Origin of the sequence: Pseudoroseomonas cervicalis ATCC 49957 (assembly GCF_000164635.1) — a bacterium.
GTDB lineage: Bacteria > Pseudomonadota > Alphaproteobacteria > Acetobacterales > Acetobacteraceae > Pseudoroseomonas > Pseudoroseomonas cervicalis.
Map to the genome: position 1 here is coordinate 87170 of NZ_GG770777.1, position 5674 is coordinate 92843.

General features: G+C 72.3%; 5 protein-coding genes. 1 reads left to right on the forward strand and 4 read right to left on the reverse strand.

The genetic code is table 11. The features are described from left to right. Positions 1-1346: ATP-binding protein (locus HMPREF0731_RS00365; RefSeq protein ID WP_007001980.1), on the forward strand; the 1346-nt coding region annotated here is incomplete at its 5' end. A gap of 4 nt (positions 1347-1350) precedes the next feature. Here HMPREF0731_RS00365 and HMPREF0731_RS00370 read toward each other — a convergent pair. The 4 genes from HMPREF0731_RS00370 to gltX form a co-directional block, all read right to left on the reverse strand. After that, positions 1351-2103, reverse strand: a complete 753-nt coding sequence (locus HMPREF0731_RS00370) for a DUF6065 family protein (RefSeq protein WP_007001981.1) — start codon at positions 2101-2103, stop codon at positions 1351-1353. Between the two features lie 68 nt (positions 2104-2171). Continuing rightward, positions 2172-2615: a hypothetical protein gene (locus HMPREF0731_RS00375; RefSeq protein ID WP_007001982.1), complete on the reverse strand. Its 444-nt coding sequence runs from the start codon at positions 2613-2615 to the stop codon at positions 2172-2174. Positions 2616-2741: 126 nt separating this feature from the next. Continuing rightward, positions 2742-3932, reverse strand: a complete 1191-nt coding sequence (locus HMPREF0731_RS00380; RefSeq protein ID WP_007001983.1) for a M20 aminoacylase family protein — start codon at positions 3930-3932, stop codon at positions 2742-2744. Positions 3933-4122: 190 nt separating this feature from the next. Then, positions 4123-5523: a glutamate--tRNA ligase gene (gene gltX, locus HMPREF0731_RS00385; protein WP_007001984.1), complete on the reverse strand. Its 1401-nt coding sequence runs from the start codon at positions 5521-5523 to the stop codon at positions 4123-4125. Positions 5524-5674 lie beyond the last annotated feature (151 nt).

Below are 5674 nucleotides of genomic sequence, written 5' to 3' on the forward strand. Positions count from 1 at the left end.
TGATCCGCCGGCTCCTGCCGCGCAGCCTCGCCGGGCGGACGGCGCTGTTCCTGACCCTGGCGCTGATGCTGGTGCAGGCGGCGGGGCTGACCATCCACGCGCTGGACCGGGTGGATCTGCAACGCCTGGCGATCTCGCGCGAGATCAGCGCCCGCGCCTTCGGCGTCTGGCGCACCGTGATGCTGGCGCCGCCCGACCGGCGCGAGGCCATGCTCTACGACATCGACCTGCCGCCCGGGCTGGTGGTGGACCTGTCCGACCTGCCGGCGGTGCGGCCGGGCATGCCGCGCGCGCCGCTGGCGCTGGTGCGGCTGTTCCGGCTGGACCTGATCGGCGGCGGCATGTCGCGCTTCCGCCCGCGCGAGGCGCTGGTGGCGGGCGGGCCGCATCCGGGCATCCTGGTGGTGGCCATGCAGCTGCCGGACGGGCCGTGGCTGAACATGCGGCTCTCGGTCCCGCCGCCGCGCCCCTGGCATTCCGAGACCTTCCTGTTCGCTTTCGTGCTGATGACCGGCGCCGCCTGGGCGCTGATCCTGTGGGCGACGCGGCGGCTGACGCGCCCCGTCTCGGCGCTGGCCCGCGCGGCGGAGCGGCTGGGGCGCGACGTCAACACGCCACCCTTGCCGGAGAACGGGCCGCTGGAGGTCGCCACCGCCGCCCGCGCCTTCAACACCATGGCCGAGCGCATCCGCCGCTTCGTGGGCGACCGCACGCAGATGCTGGCCGCCATCGGCCATGACCTGCGCACCCCGATCACCCGGCTGCGGCTGCGCGCCGAATTCCTCGACGATGACGAGCAGCGGCGGAAGATGCTGGCCGATCTCGACGAGATGGAGGCGATGGTGAACGCGACGCTGGCCTTCGCCCGCGACGATTCGGCGACCGAGCCCTCGGTGCCGCTCGACCTCGCCGCCCTCTGCCGCACCGTGCTGGACGAGGCCGCCGATGCGCGGCCTGAACTGGAAACCGAGGCGCTGTTCTACCAGGGGCCGGAACGGCTGCGCATCCGCGCCCGGCCGATCGCGCTGAAGCGCGCCTTGGCCAATCTCGTCGGCAATGCGCTGAACTATGCCGGCAATGCGCGGCTGCGGCTGGAGGCGCCCGCGGGGCGCGACGCGCTGGTCCGGCTGCGCATCGAGGATGACGGGCCGGGCATCCCGGAGGAATCGCTGGAGGCCGTGTTCCAGCCCTTCCGCCGGCTGGAGACCAGCCGCAACCGGGAAACCGGCGGCACCGGCCTTGGCCTGCCGATCGCCCGCAACATCCTGCGCGCGCATGGCGGCGACGTGGTGCTGCAGAACCGCGAGGGCGGCGGCCTGACGGCGCTGGTGACGCTGCCGGCCTGAACTTCTAGCGCGGCGGCGCCGGGAAGGGGCGCAGCCGCAGCCGGGTGCGGTGGGACGGCGCGGCGCGGCCATCCGGTGCCTCGCCGCGATGGTAGTGGCGCTGCCAGCCCTGGCGCTGCGCCGCCGATCCCGCTTCCTTCAGCGCGGCGTTGAAGGCATCGCGGCCCTGCTGCCAGGCGCGGTAGGCCGCCGCCTCCTCCGGCGCCGTGTCGAGCGCGCGGCTCTCCGGCCGCATCGCCTCGGCCAGGCCGAGGGGGAGCGGGAAGAAGAAGCAGATCGGCTCATGGGGGCGGAAGCGCACCACCTGGTCGGGGCGGGTGAAGCGCCAGTTCATGGTGAAGGTCATCGGCGCCCAATCGGTCTCGACCAGGCCGGACAGCGCGGCGATGCCGTCCTTCGGCGCGTTGGGCGGGCCGCTGACCCACAGGCCGATGCCCGGCGGGGTGCGCAGCAGGACGGGGATGGGGAAGGTCAGGATGCCGCTGCCGAAATGGCTGGCGGGCGGCATGGCGCCGGGATGGGTGACGCGGATGGCCACGTCCTCGGGCGCCGCGCCGCCATTCCAGCTGGCCTCGAAGCCGGTCTGGCCCAGCACCTCCCAGCCATGGCCATTGGCCATGGTCAGCGGCAGGCAGCGATAGGCGAAGCCGTTCGGGCTGGCCTCCATCCAGTCCCGCCGCACCGCGCCAGGGCGGATTGGCGGCAAAGGCTGGTCCAGCTGGTAGGCGATCAGCAGCTCATCGTCCCGGGGCGCCATGCGCTCCTCCCAAGGGGGGAGCGCACAGGCTTAGGGCCAGGACCTTGCCAGCGGCTTGAGCGCCGGCCTCAGTTGGTGCAGCGCTTCAGCGGCGCCGGGAATTCGGCGCAGTTGGGGAAGACGATCTCGCCATCGCCGCGGCGCTCGATGCGCAGCAGGTTGGGGTCGCCATCGCAGCCGAAGCCGACGCCGGGCGGCACGTTGCGGGCGCCGGGCGGGGTCACCGGCGTCAGCCGGATGAGCAGCCCGTTGGGCTGGGCGGTCGCCGTCTCGATCATGCGCTGGCGATAGGGCACGTCGAGCGGGTTGGAGCGCATCACCACGTCGCGGGTGATGATGACGCTGGGCTGCCCGGTGCAGCGCGGCCCCTGGGTGTCGGCGGCGGGGAAGTAGCCGCCGGTCCAGCTACCGAAGGCCCAGGCATGGGGCGGTTCGGGGCTTTGCGCCTCGCTCGGCGTCAGGCCGAGGCCCAGCACCAGGCCTGCCCCCAGAATCGCTGCCGCAATGCGCATCGGCGCTTGTCCTTCTCTTCGCGTCGCCCCAAGCCAGGGCATGTCTCTGTGGGTCGCGCCGGCCCGGCCCGCCTTCGGGGCGAACGGGGCAGGGCCGGGCGGGTTGCGCGGCGGGGATGCCGCCGCTCAGCCGAGCTTCAGCTCCTCCCGCACCAGGCTGACCCAGTAGCCGACGCCGTGCGGGATGGCATCATCGTTGAAATCATAAGTCGGCGTGTGCAGCCCCTCGGAGGTCGCGCCGCCGGCGCCCTGGCCCATGAAGATGAAGGCGCCGGGCCGCGCGTCCAGCATGTAGGCGAAATCCTCGCCGCCGGTGAAGGCCGGGGCCTGGTCGTTCACCTGGGCGGCGCCGGCCAGCGAGGCGGCGGCGCGGGCGGCCACCGCCGTCTGCTCGGCATGGTTGACCAGCGGAGTGCCGTTGCGGCGATAGGCGACCTCGGCGGTGCAGCCGAAGCTGGCGGCCAGCCCCTGGGCCAGCTCGGTCATGCGGCGCTCCATCGTGTCGCGCACGGCCGGGGTGAAGGAGCGCGCGGTGCCGCCGACCCGGATCTCGGCCGGCATGACGTTGGTGGAGCCGAAGGAGCCGCCCTCGATGGCGCCGACGCTGATCACCGCCGGGTCGATGGCGGAGATGTTGCGGCTGACCACGGTCTGCAGCGCCAGGATGAACTGCGCCTGCAGCACGGTGACGTCGGTGGAGAGGTGCGGCGTGGCGCCGCCATGCCCGCCGGTGCCGCGGAAGGTCACCACCCAGCGGTCGGGCGCCGCCATGAAGGGGCCGGGGCGGATGGCGAAATGGCCGAGCGGCAGCTCCGGCATGTTGTGCAGGCCGTAGACGGCATCGACGGGGAAGCGCTCGAACAACCCGTCGGCCAGCATGGCCTTGGCGCCGCCGCGGCCTTCCTCGGCCGGCTGGAAGATGAACTGCACGGTGCCGGCGAAATCGCGGTGCTCGGCGAGGTATTTCGCCGCGCCCAGCAGCATCGTGGTGTGGCCGTCATGCCCGCAGGCATGCATCAGCCCCTGGTTGGTCGAGGCATAGGGCTTGCCGGTGGCCTCGTGGATCATCAGCGCGTCCATGTCGGCGCGCAGCCCGATGGCGCGCTGGCCGGGCAGGCGGCCCTTCAGCGTGCCGACGACGCCGTGGCGGCCGATGCCCTCGGTCACCGCGATGCCCCAGCCGCGCAGCTTGGCTGCGACCAGCGCCGCGGTCCGCTCCTCCTCCATGCCGATCTCGGGATGGGCATGGATGTCCTGGCGGATCGCCGCCAGCTCCGGCTGCAGGTCGCGGAGCTGGGTCAGTAGAGACTCGTTCACTCTGTATTCTCCCGGTTGCCCGGCGCGCGGCGGGCAGGGGTGCCGTCCGCGCCTTGCGCCGCGCACCATGATGCGCGGTCCCGGTGAAGGAAAGTCCCCACACCGCAAACCAGCCCCGCCGGGGCCGGGCCCAGGCGGGGCGCCGCCGTGGCGCCCCTCCCGTCCCGGCCCTGACCGGCAGCCGGAAGAATCATTCGCCGGCGGCGGCGAGGATGCGGGAGACGGATTCGGCGCGGCCGAGGGCGAAGAGCACGGCGTCGATCGGCGGCGACTGGGTCGAGCCGGTGAGCGCCGCGCGCAGCGGCTGGGCGACCGCGCCGAGCTTGATCTCCTTCACCTCGGCATAGTCGCGCAGCCATTTGTCGAGATCGGCGCGCTCCCACGGCGCGTCGGTCAGGAAGATGGCGAGGTCCTTCAGCCGTTCCCTGGCCTCGGGCGTCAGCTGCGCCTGGGCCTTGGCCTCGAAGGCCAGCGGCAGGGTGGCCACCGCGAAGCCGGCCATGTCGGCGGCCTCGTTCAGGGTGCGGGCGCGCGGCATGATGTCGGGCATCAGCAGGCGGACGCGCTCCGCCTCCTCGGTGCCGAAGCTGATCGAGGTGCGCTTCGCCATGATCTCCAGCACGCGGCGGGCCAGCGCGTCCGGGTCCATCTGGCGCAGATACTGGGCGTTCAGATGGGTGAGCTTGGCGTAGTCCATCCGGCTGGCGGCGCGGCCGACATCCTTCAGGTCGAACAGCTCGATGGCGCGGTCGCGCGGGACGAACTCTTCGTCGCCATGCCCCCAGCCGAGCCGCAGCAGATAGTTGCAGACGGCCTCGGGCAGGAAACCCTGGTCGCGGAATTCGAGCGCGCCGACGGCGCCGTGGCGCTTCGACAGCTTGGCGCCGTCGGCGCCGTGGATCAGCGGGATATGCGCGAAATGCGGCCGGCGCCAGCCCATCGCGTCATACACCATCACCTGGCGGAAGGTGTTCGTGAGATGGTCATCGCCGCGGATCACGTGGGTGATGGCCATGTCGTGGTCGTCCACCACCACCGCGTGCAGATAGGTCGGCGTGCCGTCCGAGCGCAGGATGATCATGTCGTCCAGCTCGGTGTTCTGCACGCGCACCTCGCCCTGGACGAGGTCGTGGATCACCGTCTCGCCCTCGCGCGGGGCCTTGATGCGGATCACCGGCTTGACGCCTTCCGGCGCCTCGGCCGGGTCGCGGTCGCGCCAGCGGCCGTCATAGCGCGGCGGGCGGCCTTCCTTCATCGCCGTCTCGCGCATCTCGGTCAGTTCTTCCGGGGTGCAGAAGCACTGATAGGCCTTGCCCTCGGCCAGCAGCTGGCGGGCCACCTCGGCATGGCGGCTCTCGCGCGCGGTCTGCATCACCGGCGGCTCATCGGCGTCGAGGCCGAGCCAGGCGAGGCTGTCGAGGATCTGCTGCACCGCCTCGGGCGTCGAACGCTGGCGGTCGGTGTCCTCGATGCGCAGCAGATACTGGCCGCCATGGTGGCGGGCGAAGAGGAAGTTGAAGAGGGCGGTGCGCGCCCCCCCGATGTGCAGATACCCGGTCGGGGAGGGGGCGAAACGGGTGCGTACGGTCATTGCTCGGCCAATTCCTTCGAGCCGGTGCTTCTACCACCATGCCGCCCCGCTGTAGAGTGCGCGTGTCGGTTGAGAAGTCATGCCCTCGGATCACGCCATCGTCGTGCCCCTGCCCGCCGCCCGGCCGGCGCGCCCCCTGGCCGGGCTGCCG